Below are 15,280 nucleotides of genomic sequence, written 5' to 3' on the forward strand. Positions count from 1 at the left end.
GGACCCTGGGGGGACCGCCGGGCGGTCTACGCGAGTTGACCGCGAAATAGGTCTGGACCTGCGGGCTTGCCGCTCCCGAACGCCTCCGGAGCGGGCTCGGCGGGCCCGCCGGATGTGTTGGTTGTCCAGTATCTGGGCACACTTGGGCGGTATGGCTGATACGGGCCGATTGGCGCACGCCCGTGTCCGCTGAGTCGAACAACACGTCCGGATAACGGTAACCCTCTTATCGCATCACGGTTGAGCAACCATTCCCAGTGGGGGGTGGCGGGTGATCGCGTCGTAGCTGAAGACTCCGTGCAGCAGGTGGCCTCGACACGTACTAGTGTGCGATGCGCTCAACGAAGCAGTCCCCCGAATCACACGGATCGGGGGACCACCATGTGACATCTGAAGTGAACGAGCCGCTACAGCGGCGGTCATGGGCCGGCCACCGTCGGCCGAGAGGGGTCTCCAGCGCAATGACGGCACCTATCGAGACCACCGGGTCGGCGGCGCAGGCGCAGCCGGAAGCGGTGCTGGAGGGCGCCGGGGGCAAGCAGATCGAGGGCCGTTCGCTCGGCCGGATCGCGTGGACGCGTTTCAAACGCGACAAAGTCGCGCTCACCGGCGCGGTGATCGTGCTGCTCCTGATCCTTGTCGCCGTCCTGTCCAAGCCGATCCAGGCGGTCTTCGGGCTCGACCCCAATGCCTTCAACCAGGACCTCGTCGACCCCCAGCTGCTCGCTCCCAAGGGCAGCTTCGGCGGCATCAGCTGGGACCACCCGCTCGGTGTCGAGCCGCAGACCGGACGCGACATCCTGGCCCGCATCATCGAGGGCTCCTGGGTCTCCCTGGTCGTCGCGGCCGGTTCGACGATGCTCTCCGTCGTCATCGGCGTGGTGATGGGTGTGGTGGCCGGGTTCTACGGTGGCTGGGTCGACAGCGCGATCAGCCGCATGATGGACACCTTCCTCGCCTTCCCGCTGCTCCTCTTCGCGATCTCGATCTCGGCGTCGCTCCAGGGCAGCGCGTTCGGCCTCTCCGGGCTCTCGCTCCGGATCGCCGTACTGATCTTCGTCATCGGCTTCTTCAGCTGGCCGTACATCGGACGCATCGTCCGCGCGCAGACACTCAGCCTGCGGGAACGGGAGTTCGTGGAGGCCGCCCGGTCGCTGGGCGCCCGCGGCCCGTTCATCCTGTTCCGGGAGCTGCTGCCGAACCTGATCGCGCCGATCCTCGTCTACGCGACGCTGCTGATCCCGACCAACATCCTCTTCGAGGCGTCCCTGAGCTTCCTGGGCGTCGGTATCGCCCCGCCGCAGGCGTCGTGGGGCGGGATGCTGTCCACCGCGGTGGACCTCTACGAGGTCGACCCGATGTTCATGATCATTCCCGGCATGGCGATCTTCATCACCGTGCTGGCCTTCAATCTGCTGGGGGACGGGCTGCGCGACGCACTCGACCCCCGTGGCAAGTAATCGCGGCGCAGCCGCACCGTCAATCGAGGGGGCTTTCCTCAGGTGAACAGCAGGAAGACAGCATCGGCGATCGCCGTCACGCTGGCGGTGGCGCTGGGCGCGACCGCTTGTGGCAACAGCGACAACAAGAGCGACGGCGACAAGAACGGCACGACCAGCACCGCGAAGGCCGACGCCGGTCTCAGCAGCATCGTCAACGCGAGCACCAAGAAGGGGGGGACGGTCACGTACGAGCACTCCAGTGGCCCGGACTCCCTGGACCCGGGCAACACGTACTACGGCTGGGTGCAGAACTTCTCCCGCCTGTACGGCCGTTCGCTCGTCTCGTTCAACCCGGCCCCCGGCAAGAAGGGTCTTGAGGTCGTCCCCGACCTGGCCACCTCGCTCGGCAAGGCCAGCGCGGACGCCAAGACCTGGACGTACACGCTCCGCAAGGGCGTCAAGTTCGAGGACGGCACCGAGGTCACCTCCAAGGACGTCAAGTACGCCATCGAGCGCTCCAACTTCGCGCCGGAGGCCCTGTCCAACGGCCCGACGTACTTCAAGTCGTACCTGGACGGTGGCGACAAGTACAAGGGTCCGTACAAGGACAAGTCCAAGGGCGGTCTCAAGTCCATCGAGACCCCGGACGACTACACGATCACCTTCAAGCTGAACAAGCCGTTCGCGGACATGGACTACCTGGCCGCGTTCTCGCAGACCGCGCCGGTCCCGCAGAAGGCCGACAAGGGCGCCGAGTACGTCCAGAAGATCATCTCTTCCGGCCCGTACAAGTTCTCCGCGTACAGCGAGAGCCGCGGCGCGACCCTGGTCCGCAACCCCGAGTGGGACGCGGCCACGGACCCGATCCGCAAGGCGCTGCCGGACAAGATCGAGCTGAAGTTCAACATCAACGCGACGACCGTTGACGATCACCTGCTCAACGACACGATCACCGCGGACATCGCCGGTACCGGTCTCCAGTCGAAGACCCAGCCGAAGGTGCTCGTCAAGGCCGCCGAGAAGGCCAAGACGGACAACCCGTACGCGGGTGCCACCCAGTACCTGGCGATCAACGTCAACGTCGCGCCGTTCAACAAGCCCGACTGCCGCAAGGCCGTGCAGTACGCGGTGGACAAGGCCGGCATGGTCGACGCCATCGGCGGTGCGGTCAAGGGCGAGCCGGCCACCACGCTGATCCCGCCGTCGGTCGCCGGTTACAAGAAGTTCGACCTGTACCCGTCCGCCGGCAACAAGGGTGACGCGGCCAAGTCGAAGGAAGCCCTCAAGGCGTGTGGCAAGCCGGACGGCTTCTCCACCGTGCTGACCGCGCGCACCGACCGTCCCGACGAGGTCCTCGCCGCCACGCAGCTCCAGGAGAGCCTGAAGAAGGTCGGCATCAACGCCGAGATCAAGACCTTCCCGGCCAGCAAGTACTTCACGGACTTCGCCGGTTCGCCGGAGTGGGTCCACAAGAACAAGGCCGGCCTCATGATGATGGCCTGGGGTGCCGACTGGCCGACCGGCTACGGCTTCCTCGACCAGATCGTGAACGGTGCGGCGATCAAGCCGTCCGGTGGCACGAACCTGATGGAGCTGAACGACCCGAAGATCAACAAGGCGCTCACGGACGGCATCGGCACCATCGACGCCACCGAGCGCGGCAAGATCTGGGGTGACGTCGACGAGATGGTCGCCGAGAACGCCTCGGTCGTCCCGCTCTTCTACAAGAAGAACCTGCTCTACCGCCCGGACTCCGCGACCAACGTCACGGTGGCCGAGTCCTACCTCGGCATGTACGACTACGTGCTGATGAGTTCCTCGAAGTAACCGAGGTTCTCGGCGTAAGCGGTACGCGGTGCGCGGTCGTCCTCGCACGGCCGCGCACCGTCTCGTAACACCTCGTAGCACCTTCTGACATCTCGTCACACCTGTACATCAAGCAAGCACCCCCCGAAAGGCAGGTGAAGGCGCGGGGTCGTGCGGGCGTAATCCGCCCCTGGGACCCGGCGCCGCACGGCTGTGGCTGCGTACATCATCCGACGCGTCTTCGCCGCGGTGTTGCTGCTGCTGGTGGTCAGCGCAGTCACGTTCGCGATCTTCTTCCTGGTGCCCCGCCTCGGCGGGCAGACAACCGACTCCCTGGCCGCCCAGTACGTGGGCAAGGGCGCCGACCCCGACGCCATCGCCGCGATCAAGGCGAACCTCGGGCTCGACCAGCCCCTCTACCTCCAGTACTGGCACTTCATCAAGGCCATCGTGGTCGGCGCCGAGTACAACTTCGGCCCCAACCCCTCGGTCTGCAACGCGCCGTGCTTCGGCTACTCGTTCAAGACCCATGTCGAGGTCTGGCCCGAGATCGTCCAGCGCATCCCGGTGACCCTGTCGCTGGCCCTCGGCGCGGCGTTCCTCTGGGTCATCTCCGGTGTCGCGATCGGTGTGCTCTCCGCGCTCAAGCGGGGCTCGATCTTCGACCGCGTGGCCATGGCCGTCGCCCTGGCCGGTGTCTCCCTGCCGATGTTCTTCACTGGCCTGGCCGCCATGGCGCTGTTCGTCACGAACTGGCAGATCTGGCCGAGCATCAACTTCGTGCCGTTCTCCGAGAGTCCCGTTGAGTGGGCGTCGAACCTCATCCTTCCCTGGTGCACCCTCGCCTTCCTCTACTCGGCCCTCTACGCCCGGCTCACCCGAGCCGGAATGCTGGAGACCATGGGCGAGGACTACATCAGAACCGCGCGCGCCAAGGGCCTGCGGGAGCGCAAGGTGGTCGTACGGCACGGTCTGCGCGCCGCGCTGACCCCGCTCGTCACGATCTTCGGCATGGACTTCGGGCTGCTGCTCGGCGGCGCCGTCATCACTGAGAGCGTCTTCTCCTTCCAGGGCATGGGCAAGTACGCCATCACCGGCGTACAGAGCAGCGACCTGCCCATCGTGATGGGTGTGACGCTGGTGGCCGCCTTCTTCATCGTCTTCTGCAATCTGCTGGTGGACCTCGTGTACGCCGCGATCGACCCCCGGGTGAGGCTCTCATGAGCGACGCGAGCAAGAAGTTCCTCTCCGTACGGGACCTGCGCATCCACTTCGACACCGACGACGGCCTGGTCAAGTCCGTCGACGGGGTCAGCTTCGACCTCGAAGCGGGCAAGACCCTCGGTATCGTCGGCGAGTCCGGCTCGGGGAAGTCCGTGACCTCCCTGGGCATCATGGGGCTGCACAACTCCGAGCGGGCCCGGATCTCCGGCGAGATCTGGCTGGACGGCGAGGAGCTGATCGGCGCCGGCACGGAGCGGGTGCGCCAGCTGCGCGGCCACAAGATGGCGATGATCTTCCAGGACCCGCTGTCCGCCCTGCACCCGTACTACAGCATCGGCGCGCAGATCGTGGAGGCGTACCGCGTCCACAACGCCGTCGACAAGAAGACGGCCAAGAAGCGCGCCGTCGAGATGCTCGACCGGGTCGGCATCCCCGAGCCCGCGCGCCGCTACAACGACTACCCGCACCAGTTCTCCGGCGGGATGCGCCAGCGCGCGATGATCGCGATGTCGCTGGTCAACAACCCCGAGCTGCTGATCGCGGACGAGCCGACGACCGCCCTGGACGTCACCGTCCAGGCGCAGATCCTCGACCTCATCCGCGACCTCCAGAAGGAGTTCCACTCGGCGGTCGTCATCATCACCCACGACCTGGGCGTCGTCGCCGAGATCGCGGACGAACTGCTGGTGATGTACGCCGGGCGCTGCATCGAGCGCGGCACCTCCGAGAAGGTCTTCTACCAGCCGCAGCACCCGTACACCTGGGGCCTGCTCGGCTCGATGCCCCGGATCGACCGGGAGCAGACCGAGCGGCTCGTCCCGGTCAAGGGAACTCCGCCCAGCCTGATCAACGTCCCGTCCGGCTGCGCCTTCAACCCGCGCTGCCCGTACGCCGACGTACCCAAGGACAACCTCACCCGCACCGAGCGTCCCAATCTGCGGGAGATCACCGACGGGCACTTCTCCGCCTGCCACATGTCCAAGGCGGAGCGGGAAAAGATCTGGACCGAAGAGATTGCGCCGAAGCTGTGACTGAACCGATCCTGAAGGTCACCGACCTGAAAAAGCACTTCCCGATCACCAAAGGGGTGCTGAAACGCAAGGTCGGCGCGGTCCAGGCCGTCGACGGGCTGTCCTTCGACGTACGGCCCGGGGAGACCCTCGGTGTCGTCGGCGAGTCGGGCTGCGGCAAGTCGACCATGGGGCGGCTCATCACGCGACTGCTCGAACCGACCGGCGGCAAGGTCGAGTTCCAGGGCCAGGACATCACCCACATGTCCGCCGGCGCGCTGCGTCCGCTGCGCCGCGACATCCAGATGATCTTCCAGGACCCGTACGGTTCGCTGAACCCGCGCCACACCATCGGCGGGATCGTCTCCACCCCCTTCAAGCTCCAGGGCATCGAGCCCGAGGGCGGTGTGAAGAAGGAGGTGCAGCGGCTGCTGGAGCTGGTGGGCCTCAGCCCCGAGCACTTCAACCGCTATCCGCACGAGTTCTCCGGCGGTCAGCGCCAGCGCATCGGCATCGCGCGGGCGCTCGCCCTCAACCCGAAGCTGGTCGTGGCCGACGAGCCGGTCTCGGCGCTGGACGTGTCGATCCAGGCGCAGGTGGTGAACCTGCTGGACGACCTCCAGGACGAGCTGGGCCTGACGTACGTGATCATCGCGCATGACCTCTCGGTCATCCGCCATGTCTCGGACCGGATCGCCGTGATGTACCTCGGCAAGATCGTCGAACTGGCGGACCGCTCCTCGCTGTACGAGTCGCCGAAGCACCCGTACACCAAGGCGCTGCTGTCGGCGGTGCCGGTGCCGGACCCGAGCCGGCGCGGCGGCAAGAGCGACCGGATCCTGCTCAAGGGCGATGTGCCGTCGCCGATCTCGCCGCCGAGCGGCTGCCGGTTCCACACCCGGTGCTGGAAGGCGACGGAGATCTGCGCGAAGCAGGACCCGCCGCTGATCCAGCTCGGGCAGGGGCACCAGGTGGCGTGCCACCACCCGGAGAACGCGGAGGACCAGCAGCCGCAGGACACGGTGCTGCTGGTGGCTCCGGCGAAGGCGGCGGTTCCGGCTCCGGCGAAGGCGCCGGAGGTTGCTGCTGAGGTGGCTGTTGAGGTGGCTGAGCCGGCTGAGGCTGCCGGCGACTCCACCGGCGAGAAGAAGCCGTAGCGCGGAGTACGCGGAGTACGCGGAACACCCCCGGGCGCGCCCCGGCCGGCCTTCGGGCAGGCCGGGGCGCGTCTGCGTGCTCGTCCTCCCTCCCCACCCGCCCGCGCCCGGCACAATGTCCGGGTGCTCCATGACCTGTTCACCCCCTCCGTCCAGCACGCGCTCGATCTCGTCGGGATCTTCGTCTTCGCGATCTCCGGCGCGCTGCTCGCCGTACGCCGCAACTTCGACGTGTTCGGCATGGCGGTGCTGGCCGAGATCACCGCGCTGGGCGGCGGGCTGCTGCGCGACCTGGTCATCGGGGCCGTACCGCCGGCCGCCTTCACGGACCTCGGCTACTTCTCGATGCCGCTGGTGGCGACCGCGCTGGTCTTCTTCCTGCATCCGCAGGTCGAACGTATCCAGAACGCGGTCAACGTCTTCGACGCCGCCGGTCTCGGGCTCTTCTGCGTCACGGGGACGACCAAGGCGTACGCGTACGGTCTCGGTCTGACCTCGTCCGTCGTGCTCGGGCTGGCCACGGCGGTCGGGGGCGGGGTACTGCGGGACGTCCTCGCCAACGAGGTGCCCTCGCTGCTGCGCTGGGACCGCGATCTGTACGCCGTACCGGCCCTCGTGGGCGCGTCGATCGTGGCGCTCTGCATCCGCTTCGACGCGCTGAACGCGCTGACCAGCACGCTCGCCGTGGTGACCGCGTTTGTGCTGCGGCTGCTGGCGATGCGCTTCCACTGGCGGGCGCCGCGTGCCTGGAACCGGCGGTCGGCGGCGGAGGAGGGGCCGGAGGCGTGAGCGTATGCGTGAGCCTATGACCGTACGGCGGGAAAATATTAAGCTACCGCTTAGTATTTCGTTGTTGTAGTGTGCTGTGCCATGGCTCAGGCATCCATCGGCGACAGCGAGTTCGACCGCGGCACCGCCGTCACCCTTCGCGAACCAGGCGTCTACGACGTACAGCTCACCTCCGGCTGGACGGTGATGGACGTCCTCAACGGCGGCCATCTGCTGGCCGTCATCGGCCGCGCGCTCGGCGACGCGCTGCCGCACTCCGACCCGATCGCCGTCTCCGCGCACTACCTCACCCCGGCGAAGCCGGGGCCGGCCGTGGTGCGTACCGAGACCGTACGGACCGGCCGGACGCTCTCGACCGGACAGGCGTCCCTCTTCCAGACCGACGAGGACGGCCACGAGGTGGAGCGGATCCGGGTCCTCTCCTCGTACGGTGACCTCGCCGCGCTCCCCGACGACGTACGGACGTCCGCGAAGCCGCCGGCGTTCCCGCCCCCGGAGCGCTGTGTCACCACGGCGGACGGCCCGCCGCCGCCCGGCGACTTCGCGCTGATCGACCGGCTCGCGCTGCGCATGGATCCGGCCACGGTCGGGTGGGCGCTCGGCGCGCCCTCCGGAAAGGGCGAGATACGCGCCTGGTTCGAGTTCGCGGACGGCCGCGACGCCGACGCGCTCTCGCTGTTGCTGACGGTGGACGCGCTGCCGCCCACCTCGTTCGACCTCGGCCTGATGGGCTGGACCCCGACGGTCGAGCTGACCGCCCACATCCGCTGCCGGCCGGCGCCGGGCCCGCTCAGGGTCGCCATAACGACCCGTAACCTCGCGGGCGGCTTCCTGGAGGAGGACGCCGAGGTCTGGGACAGCGCGGACCGCCTGGTGGCCCAGTCCCGCCAACTGGCCCGCGTACCACGCGGCTGACGGCAGGAGGCCGGGCGCGGACTGCGTGCGGCTCTCCTGCCGCGGGCCCTTGCCCGGACGCCGGCGGGGCCTCCGTACGGCCGCTGGTCGGGCTCCTGCTGGGCCCTGCGTGGTCCCCGCTCGGGCTCCGTGCGGTGATCGCCGGGCCTCAGCTCGGGCTCCGCGCGGCCCCTGTTGGGTCACACCGGCCCTCGCTTCGGGCTTCGTACGGCCCTTGGTCGCGCCCCTGCGGACCCGGCTCGGGCTCCGTGGGGGTTCTCGCCGGGCCTCCGCCCGGGCTCTGTTGGGCCACGCCTGCCCCGGCCGGGTGTCCCGCTCGGGCTTTGAGTGGGTTCCGGCCAAGCTGCGTGCGGGCCCGCGGCCCCTGGTCGGTCCCCTGTTGGGCCCAGCGTGGCCCAGGCCGGTCCTCGCCGGGCCCCGCTCGGGCTCCGAGCGCCCCTTGGCCCGGCTCCGGGCGGTCTGCTCAGCGGCGGGCCGAGCCGGGGGCCGTGCCGGGGGCAACGCGGCGGCCTTGCTGGGCTCCGTGGGGGCCTCGCGCGGCGCTTCGGTCGGGGCCCTGCCCGGGGGCCGTGTGGGCCTGCTGCGTTCCGGCGCGGTGGCGCTCGTAGAATCGTGACCACCATGGCTTACCTCGACCACGCCGCGACCACTCCGATGCTGCCGGAGGCGATCGAGGCGATGACCGCCCAGTTCGGCTTCGCCGGCAACGCCTCCTCGCTCCATGCCGCCGGGCGCCGGGCGCGCCGTACCGTCGAGGAGGCCCGCGAGACGCTCGCGGAGGCTCTCGGCGCACGGCCCAGCGAGGTGGTCTTCACCTCGGGCGGCACGGAGGCCGACAACCTCGCGGTGAAGGGCCTGTACTGGGCCCGCCGCGCCGCCGACCCGGCCAGGACCAGGGTGCTGGCCAGCCCCGTCGAGCACCACGCCGTCCTCGACGCCGTCGACTGGCTCGCCGAGCACGAGGGCGCGACCGTCGAGTACCTGCCCGTCGACGCGTACGGCCGGGTGTCGCCGGAGACGCTGCGCGCGGCGGTCGAGCGCAACCCCGACGATGTCGCCCTGGCCACCGTCATGTGGGCCAACAACGAGATCGGCACGATTCTGCCGATCAGAGAACTCGCGGATGTGGCGGCGGAGTTCCGCATTCCGCTGCACTCCGACGCCGTCCAGGCGTTCGGCCAGACCGAGCTGGACTTCGGGACCTCCGGACTCGCCGCGATGACTGTCAGCGGCCACAAGATCGGCGGCCCGTACGGCATCGGGGCCCTGCTGCTGGGCCGCGAGTACACCCCCGTGCCCGTGCTGCACGGCGGCGGCCAGGAGCGCCATGTGCGCTCGGGGACGCTCGACGTCCCCGCCGTCGCGGCCTTCGCCGTCGCGGGCCGGCTCGCCGCCGAGCGGCGCGAGGAGTTCGCGCGGGAGGTCGGCGCGCTGCGGGACCGGCTGGTGGCGGCCGTACGGGAGGCGGTGCCCGACGCCGTCCTCGGCGGCGACCCCGACCACCGCCTCCCCGCCAACGCGCACTTCAGCTTCCCCGGCTGCGAGGGCGACTCACTGCTCCTGCTGCTCGACGCGCAGGGCATCGAGTGCTCGACCGGCTCGGCGTGCACGGCCGGGGTGGCCCAGCCCAGCCATGTGCTGCTGGCCACGGGCAGCGACCCCGACCTGGCCAGGGGCACCCTCCGGTTCTCCCTCGGCCATACGTCCACGGACGCGGATGTCGAGGCGGTCGCGCAAGCCATCGGCCCGGCGGTGGCCCGCGCCAGGAGCGCGGGCCTGAGCTGACGGCGGGCCGGGTCGGGAACCTGGAGCAGGGGGTTCCGCCACCGTTCGGACGACCGGGCTACTCCGCTCGCGCGGTCGCCTGGCGCGCGTACTCCTCCCGTACGAACCCCATGTACCGGTCCCAGTCCCAGTTCTTCCCCGGGTCCGTATGGTCCGTGCCCGGGACCTCGACATGGCCGACGATGTGCTCCCGGTCCGCCGGGAACCCGTACCGGTGGCATATATCGGCGGCGAGCCGCGCGGAGGAGCGGTACATCGTGTCCGTGAAGTCCTCCGGCTTCTCCACGAACCCCTCGTGCTCGATCCCGATCGACCGCTCGTTGTAGCCGCGATTGCCCGCGTGATATGCCACGTCCAGCTCACGGATCATCTGCGCGACATGGCCGTCCTTGCGCACCACATAGTGCGCGGCGGCGCCGTGACCGGGGTCCTTGAAGACCTTGAGCGCGACCGCGTAGCTGCCCTGGACGACATGGATCACGACGCGGTCGACCCGGTAGTCGTCCGGGCGGTCGGCCATCCGCCAGTTCGCGGACGAGGCGGCCACCCACTGGGCGGGGATGTAATCAAGCTCACCCTCCTTGCGCGGCTTGCGCCCCACAGAAACCTTCCGCCAGACCCACGACAGCTCCTCGCGCGCCATCACACCACCGCCGACCACCGCGGCGGCGCCGCCGATCAGGACCGCCCTGCGGGTGGCCTTCGGGCCGTCGGCGGAGCCGCGCCGGTGCGTGCCGCGACTCTCCGTGCCCATTGATTTCTCGCCCATATGACGGTCAACGCATTCTCGCGCGCATGTGGTTCCCCCGGGCCGTACCCTGGTTGGGCTATGACTCAGAATTCCCAGCGCACCCGCCCGCTCCGCGTCCTCGCCGCCATGTCCGGCGGCGTCGACTCCGCCGTCGCCGCCGCCCGCGCGGCCGAGGCGGGCCACGACGTCACCGGCGTGCATCTCGCGCTCTCCGCGAACCCCCAGTCCTTCCGCACCGGCGCCCGGGGCTGCTGCACCATCGAGGACTCCCGCGACGCGCGCCGGGCCGCCGATGTGATCGGTATCCCCTTCTACGTGTGGGATCTCGCCGAACGCTTCCGCGAGGACGTCGTCGAGGACTTCGTCGCGGAGTACGAGGCGGGCCGCACCCCGAACCCGTGTCTGCGCTGCAACGAGAAGATCAAGTTCGCCGCGCTTCTCGACAAGGCGCTCGCCCTCGGCTTCGACGCGGTGTGCACGGGCCACTACGCCACGGTCGTCACCGCCCCCGACGGCAGCCGCGAACTGCACCGGGCGAGCGACATGGCCAAGGACCAGTCGTACGTCCTGGGTGTCCTGGACGAGCGGCAGCTCGCGCACGCCATGTTCCCCCTCGGTGACACCCTGACGACCAAGGACGAGATCCGCGCCGAGGCCGAGCGCCGCGGTCTGGCCGTCGCCAAGAAGCCCGACAGCCACGACATCTGCTTCATCGCGGACGGCGACACCCAGGGCTTCCTCGCCGGCCGTCTCGGCCGGGCGGAGGGCGACATCGTGGACGAGGCCGGTACGAAGGTCGGCAGCCACGACGGCGCGTTCGGCTTCACCATCGGCCAGCGCAAGGGCCTGCGCATCGGCCACCCGGCCGCCGACGGCAAGCCGCGCTACGTACTGGACATCTCGCCCGTCGACAACACGGTCACGGTCGGCCCGGCCGCCTCCCTCGACGTCACCGCGCTCACCGCCCTCAAGCCCCGCTGGTGCGGCACCGCCCCGGCCGGCCCCGGCGGCTACACCGCCCAGCTCCGCGCGCACGGCGACGAGACGCCGGTCACCGCGGAACTCACCGACGGCACGCTCCATGTCCGCTTCGACGCCCCGGTCCGCGGTGTCGCCCCCGGCCAGGCGATCGTCCTGTACGACGGCACCCGCGTCGTCGGCTCGGCGACGATCGCGACGACCCAGCGGCGCACGGGCGCGCTGACGGGCTGAACGGGCCCGTTGGCCCTAGCCCGTTGGCCCTGGCGGTCAGCGGTCCGGTGCCACTCGGCGGACCCGCTGTCAGTGCCCTGTGTCATTATGCGGTTCGTGTCCCGGGGGAGTGGGCCACGGTCCGCTGATGACCAGGGGGTTGGCTATGGGCGCGGGTACGGAGCCGGAGGGCTCGTCCAGGTCCGACGAGGAGTGGGAGCGGTTTCTGCGCGAGTCGGTGGCGGGTACCGCCGACGCGCCCAAGGAGCCGTCGGCGCGGGCCCGCGACGTGGCGAAGCGGCTGCGCTCGGAGCCCGACCGGGGTCCGGAGCCCTGGCGCGCCTATACGCCCGCGCGCCCCAAGCGGCGTACGGGCTGGTACGTGGCCGGGCTGGCGGCCTCGCTGGTGCTGCTGGTCCTGGCCTTCGTGCCGGGGCTGGCGGGGGGACTGTTCGGCGGCGCCGACACGTCGCCGCCGACGGCCGAGACGGAGCGCCCCACCCAGGCACCCCCGGTGGAGGCGGCCCAACGCCCCACCGCGGACGAGCCGTTCCGCGGCTCCCCGGCGGTGAACTGGGCGAGCGGAGCGGCGGGGATAACGGTGCCGAAGGCCGGGAGGACCGGCTGGATGAGCGCCGCCGAGGTCGGGCGGGCGCTGACCCGCAGCCGGGACTTCCTCGTCGCGTCCGCCTTGGACCGCGGGGTGCTGCGGGGTGAGCGGCCCGAGAAGGCGATAGCGCTGATCAACCCGTATCAGAAGGACGTCCAGACCCTTCTGAAGACCGCCTTCCGGACCCCGAGCGAGAAGTACGACCCCCTCCTCCTTTTCAGCCGCTTCCAGCCCTCCCGGGCCCACTTGGTCGGCGACGTCGTGAAGACCCGGGGCCGGCTCACGTACGAGGAGGGCGAGCAGGGCGCGCTCCAGGTGACCGCCGATGTCACCTTCGTCTACCCGGTCACCCGCGCGGACGCGAGCGACGCTGACGGCGACGATGCTGACGGCGGCGACGACGCCGTCAGCGAGGACGACGAGATAGTGCGCACGATCGTCCGGCGCGAGCTGGTCATGAGCTGGGACGACCCCGACAAGGTGATCACCGAGCCGGGCACGTTCTCGATCGTCTCGTACAAGTACGACATGACCAACGGCGGCTGCGGCGCCCCCACCGGCTACTTCACCCCGCCCTTCGGCACGGCCCCTCAGACGGACGGGTCCGTTACCGAGGTCGACCCGTACGACCGCAGCGCGCCGCTCGGACGGCCCGAGTCCGCCGAGGACGAGTGCGGGAGGGCGACGCGGTCGTAGCCTCGCGGCCTCGTTGACTGGGCTCGCTGGCGGTTACCGCGTCGCGGGTTGGCGCGGTGCTGGTTCACGCAGTGCGGTCACCGCGTCGCGACGGCCAGTGCGGCGCGGATGGCGTCCTCGCCGGCCGGCTGGCCCTTCTCGTCCGAGTAGGGCCCGTACGGCGTCCCCCATACCGGCGTGCCCGTCTCCTGCCGCCAGCTGTCGGCCAGCGGTCCCGCGTCCACCACGCCGTACCCGAGGGACTCGATGAAGGCGGTCACCGCCGCCTTCGCGGGCCCGGAGTCCCCTGCGATCGGCAGGTAGGAGCGGTCAGCCGCCCCCGCCGGGCGGCCGAGTGACAGCAGGTGCTTGAAGAAGATGTTGTTGAACGCCTTTACGAGCAGGGCGTCCGGGATGTTCCACAGCAGCAGCTCGCTCGATGTGAGCGACGTGCTGTCCAGTTCGGGGATGTGCCCGTCCCGCTCGGGACCGTAGTTGCATGTGTCGATGACCGTCTTCCCGGCCAGCGGCGCGGCGGGCAGGTCGGGGAAGGCGGCGAGCGGCACGGTGACCACGCCGATGTCACCGGCCGCCGCCGCGTCCCCGCTGGTCGCGGCGGACGCGCGCGGCCCCAGGTCCGCGGCCAGGTCCGCGAGCGTTTCGGGACCGCGCGAGTTGCTGAGCACGACCCGGTGCCCGGCGTCCACGGCGAGCCGCGCGAGGGTGCTGCCGATGTTTCCGCTTCCGATGATGCCCACAGTCGTCATGATTCCCAGCGTCCTTCCAGAAGAGCCGAACTTGTGTTGATGTGCCGGGCCCGTCGCGATGCGGGTCCCTGCCGTGCCGTCAACTGGCGGTGAAGTAATGGCCGTTGTCCAGACCGGCGAGCAGGCCGGGCTGAGTGGGTTCCCAGCCGAGGGTGTGGCGGGTGATGAGGCTGGACGCCGGGTAGCTCTGCGTGACGATGTTCGCGAGGAAGCCGAAGTACCCCGGCACCATCAGCACATCCGCGGGAACGCTCACCACGGGCAGGCCCAGACGACTGCCGATGGCCTCGGCCAGCTCGCGGAGCGAAATGCCCCCGTCCGCCACCGCGTGCCAGTACGCGCCGGCCGGCCCTTTCTCCAGTGCCAGGCGGAACAAGGCGGCCGTATCGCGGATATGCACGGCGTTCCACAGGTTCGCGCCGTCTCCCGGGTAGCCGACGTACCCCTTCTCCTTCGCGAGCGCGATCAGCCGCACGAGGAAGCCGGCGCGATCGGTCGTGCTGTGCGCGATGTTGGCGATCCGTACGACCGAGGACCGCACGCCCCGCGCGGCGAGGTCGATCACGGCGGTCTCCACGACGTTGCGAACGCGCAGGGTGCCCCGGTGCTCGTCGCCGCCGGGAAGGGCCGGGTCCTCCTCGGTGACCGGCCGGCCCAGGTTCCCCGGCGAGCCGATGCTCCCCGCCGCGACCAGCGGCTTTCCGGTGCCCGTCAGCGCCTCGCCGTACGCGAGCATGATCGGCAGCTCCGCGGCGGCCACGGCGTCGAGCCCGCCGGAGGGAAGCAGATCCTGCCGGTGCGCGACGTGGACGACCCCGTCTGAGTCGGCGGCCCCCTCCTTGAGCCCGTCGAGATCGTCGAGGCCGCCACGACGCACCTTCGCACCGAGAGCGGACAGCGCCGCCGCGGCGGTGTCCGACCGGGCCAGGCCGGTGACCTCATGCCCGGCGGCGATGAGTTCGGGGACGATATAGGAACCGGAATGGCCGGTCCCGCCAGTAACGAATACGCGCATGTTAGCGGCTGCTCCTTGTGCGTGATGTGGGTGGAATTCCTTGCGCCGAATTCCTTGTATTCTGAATTCACTGTGTGAGGTGTCTATTTGAGGGTGCCATTGGCCTGAGCGGGCTGTCCAAGACCTCTTTCAGCTGTGGCGAT

13 protein-coding genes are annotated in these 15,280 nt (G+C 69.8%); 10 read left to right on the top strand and 3 right to left on the bottom strand.

Annotation, left to right across the window (positions count from 1 at the left end):
* Positions 1-461: 461 nt before the first annotated feature.
* From DVK44_RS25315 to DVK44_RS25350, 8 genes are all read left to right on the top strand, one after another.
* The gene (locus DVK44_RS25315) at positions 462-1,460 is read left to right on the top strand and encodes an ABC transporter permease (protein ID WP_114662154.1); all 999 of its coding nucleotides are present in this window, start codon (positions 462-464) and stop codon (positions 1,458-1,460) included.
* 42 nt (positions 1,461-1,502) lie between these two features.
* A complete protein-coding gene (locus DVK44_RS25320; RefSeq protein WP_114662155.1) occupies positions 1,503-3,269 on the top strand; it encodes an ABC transporter substrate-binding protein in 1,767 nt (588 codons plus the stop codon).
* A gap of 192 nt (positions 3,270-3,461) precedes the next feature.
* Positions 3,462-4,472: an ABC transporter permease gene (locus DVK44_RS25325; protein ID WP_114662156.1), complete on the top strand. Its 1,011-nt coding sequence runs from the start codon at positions 3,462-3,464 to the stop codon at positions 4,470-4,472.
* Positions 4,469-5,503, top strand: coding sequence for an ABC transporter ATP-binding protein (locus DVK44_RS25330; protein WP_114662157.1), 1,035 nt, complete (start codon positions 4,469-4,471; stop codon positions 5,501-5,503). The genes DVK44_RS25325 and DVK44_RS25330 overlap by 4 nt, the downstream gene beginning before the upstream one ends.
* On the top strand, positions 5,500-6,639 hold the full coding sequence (locus tag DVK44_RS25335) for an ABC transporter ATP-binding protein (RefSeq protein WP_162794046.1): 1,140 nt from the start codon (positions 5,500-5,502) through the stop codon (positions 6,637-6,639). Before DVK44_RS25330 ends, DVK44_RS25335 begins: the two co-directional genes overlap by 4 nt.
* A 123-nt stretch (positions 6,640-6,762) precedes the next feature.
* Positions 6,763-7,428, top strand: a complete 666-nt coding sequence (locus DVK44_RS25340; RefSeq protein WP_114662159.1) for a trimeric intracellular cation channel family protein — start codon at positions 6,763-6,765, stop codon at positions 7,426-7,428.
* Positions 7,429-7,509: 81 nt separating this feature from the next.
* The gene (locus DVK44_RS25345) at positions 7,510-8,343 is read left to right on the top strand and encodes a thioesterase family protein (RefSeq protein WP_114662160.1); all 834 of its coding nucleotides are present in this window, start codon (positions 7,510-7,512) and stop codon (positions 8,341-8,343) included.
* 621 nt (positions 8,344-8,964) lie between these two features.
* Positions 8,965-10,128, top strand: coding sequence for a cysteine desulfurase family protein (locus tag DVK44_RS25350; RefSeq protein WP_114662161.1), 1,164 nt, complete (start codon positions 8,965-8,967; stop codon positions 10,126-10,128).
* Positions 10,129-10,186: 58 nt separating this feature from the next.
* Here DVK44_RS25350 and DVK44_RS25355 read toward each other — a convergent pair whose 3' ends face one another.
* Positions 10,187-10,882, bottom strand: a complete 696-nt coding sequence (locus DVK44_RS25355) for an N-acetylmuramoyl-L-alanine amidase (protein WP_114662162.1) — start codon at positions 10,880-10,882, stop codon at positions 10,187-10,189.
* Between the two features lie 75 nt (positions 10,883-10,957).
* Between DVK44_RS25355 and mnmA the strand changes: the two genes are divergently transcribed.
* The gene (gene mnmA, locus DVK44_RS25360) at positions 10,958-12,091 is read left to right on the top strand and encodes a tRNA 2-thiouridine(34) synthase MnmA (protein ID WP_114662163.1); all 1,134 of its coding nucleotides are present in this window, start codon (positions 10,958-10,960) and stop codon (positions 12,089-12,091) included.
* Between the two features lie 145 nt (positions 12,092-12,236).
* On the top strand, positions 12,237-13,376 hold the full coding sequence (locus DVK44_RS25365) for a hypothetical protein (protein WP_114662164.1): 1,140 nt from the start codon (positions 12,237-12,239) through the stop codon (positions 13,374-13,376).
* Positions 13,377-13,453: 77 nt separating this feature from the next.
* Here DVK44_RS25365 and DVK44_RS25370 read toward each other — a convergent pair whose 3' ends face one another.
* Positions 13,454-14,122: an NADPH-dependent F420 reductase gene (locus DVK44_RS25370; RefSeq protein ID WP_181957524.1), complete on the bottom strand. Its 669-nt coding sequence runs from the start codon at positions 14,120-14,122 to the stop codon at positions 13,454-13,456.
* 79 nt (positions 14,123-14,201) lie between these two features.
* Positions 14,202-15,137, bottom strand: a complete 936-nt coding sequence (locus tag DVK44_RS25375) for an SDR family oxidoreductase (protein WP_114662165.1) — start codon at positions 15,135-15,137, stop codon at positions 14,202-14,204.
* Between the last annotated feature and the right edge of the window lie 143 nt (positions 15,138-15,280).

This window comes from Streptomyces paludis, assembly GCF_003344965.1.
GTDB classification, from domain to species: domain Bacteria; phylum Actinomycetota; class Actinomycetes; order Streptomycetales; family Streptomycetaceae; genus Streptomyces; species Streptomyces paludis.

Bases quoted from the DNA above. Each gene is read 5' to 3' on its own strand.
- DVK44_RS25315 (WP_114662154.1), top strand. From the start codon at position 462: ATGACGGCACCTATCGAGACCACCGGGTCGGCGGCGCAGGCGCAGCCG.
- DVK44_RS25330 (WP_114662157.1), top strand. From the start codon at position 4,469: ATGAGCGACGCGAGCAAGAAGTTCCTCTCCGTACGGGACCTGCGCATC.
- DVK44_RS25345 (WP_114662160.1), top strand. From the start codon at position 7,510: ATGGCTCAGGCATCCATCGGCGACAGCGAGTTCGACCGCGGCACCGCC.
- DVK44_RS25350 (WP_114662161.1), top strand. From the start codon at position 8,965: ATGGCTTACCTCGACCACGCCGCGACCACTCCGATGCTGCCGGAGGCG.
- DVK44_RS25355 (WP_114662162.1), bottom strand. From the start codon at position 10,882: ATGGGCACGGAGAGTCGCGGCACGCACCGGCGCGGCTCCGCCGACGGC.
- mnmA (WP_114662163.1), top strand. From the start codon at position 10,958: ATGACTCAGAATTCCCAGCGCACCCGCCCGCTCCGCGTCCTCGCCGCC.
- DVK44_RS25365 (WP_114662164.1), top strand. From the start codon at position 12,237: ATGGGCGCGGGTACGGAGCCGGAGGGCTCGTCCAGGTCCGACGAGGAG.
- DVK44_RS25370 (WP_181957524.1), bottom strand. From the start codon at position 14,122: ATGACGACTGTGGGCATCATCGGAAGCGGAAACATCGGCAGCACCCTC.
- DVK44_RS25375 (WP_114662165.1), bottom strand. From the start codon at position 15,137: ATGCGCGTATTCGTTACTGGCGGGACCGGCCATTCCGGTTCCTATATC.